Here is a 1122-nt window from a genome sequence, read left to right on the forward strand (position 1 = left end):
GAACCGCCCGAGGGGTCGGCTTCCACGAGCACCACCGGGCGGGGCCACGTGAGCGCGAGACCGACCGCCAGGGTCGTCACCCCCAGCGATCCCGAGACGGACGCGACCGTGAAGACGGGCATGGCGTCACCGTTCCCGGGAGTCGAGAACCACGGCTACCTTGCCGGTCGCGGCCCGGGCTGCCAGATCGGGCGCGGCGTCCGCGCTCACGAGCAGGTCGACCAGGGCGAACTGCCCGTCCTGCGAGCGTGTGACCGCGACGACCTTGGCCGCGATGGTCACTGGCGAGACGTCGCCGACCTGGCCCTGTGCCCCGGGTGTCTGGACGACCCGGACATCGTCGCCGGTCTTCAGCGGGATGGCGGGCAGCATCCCGTCCACCAAGGACAGGCCGACGACGGTCTCGCCCTTGGCTGGGACGGTCTCGGACGCGATGGCGTCCGGGGTGAGGAGGCCGCCGGCCGAGATGTCGAGTGCGGCACGCTGTCCCACGACGGTCGACACCTCGCTGGCGGGGATCGAGGCGAGAGCCGGATCCAGCGACACCCGTGCGACCATCAGGTCAGTGGCGGCGATCACCGCGCCACGAGGGACGGCCGCCTTCGCCACGACGACCTCGATCGACGAGGTCGCCGCCGTCCACAGCCACACGCCGCCCAGCGCGGACAGCAGGAGCGCCGCCACGGACGCGATGATCAGCACCGGACGCCGCCGGGTCTTCACGGGCCCCAACGCCGCGGGCGCCGGAGGGGTCGTGGTCGTCGCCGTCGTCGGCGCCAAGGTCGGTGTCCTCACGTCGTCATCCCTTCACCACGGTCTGGAGTTCGCCGATCGTGACAACGACCGAGCTCGTGTACGTCTGGTTGATGACACCGGACTCGCCGATCCCGGACCAGTTGATGGTCCAGTAGCTCGTCGCGGTGACCGTGTAGGTGCCCTGCTTCGCGTAGCGGTAGCCGCAATCCGGCGACGCCGACATCCCGAACGCGTCCAAGTAGGAGGTGCCCGTGGACGTGCACGCGACGGTCCCGCCGTCGCCCATGCTCCAGACCACCCGGGTGACCTTGCCCGTCGCGGTGACGGAGTAGCCGCCCGCAGACGCGGTCTTCGTGTTCGGCCCCC

At 71.0% G+C, this 1122-nt stretch carries 1 protein-coding gene and 1 pseudogene; both read right to left on the bottom strand.

Features of this window, described 5'->3' with window-relative positions; all coding sequences use genetic code 11:
• Positions 1-126: 126 nt before the first annotated feature.
• A complete protein-coding gene (locus tag Q1K57_RS14620; protein WP_300083906.1) occupies positions 127-795 on the bottom strand; it encodes an SAF domain-containing protein in 669 nt (222 codons plus the stop codon).
• A 4-nt stretch (positions 796-799) separates the two neighbouring features.
• A pseudogene (locus Q1K57_RS14625) lies at positions 800-1122 on the bottom strand (hypothetical protein); the annotation flags it as partial.

The sequence above is a fragment of the Propioniciclava sp. genome, assembly GCF_029977985.1.
Classification (GTDB): Bacteria; Actinomycetota; Actinomycetes; order Propionibacteriales; family Propionibacteriaceae; genus Propioniciclava.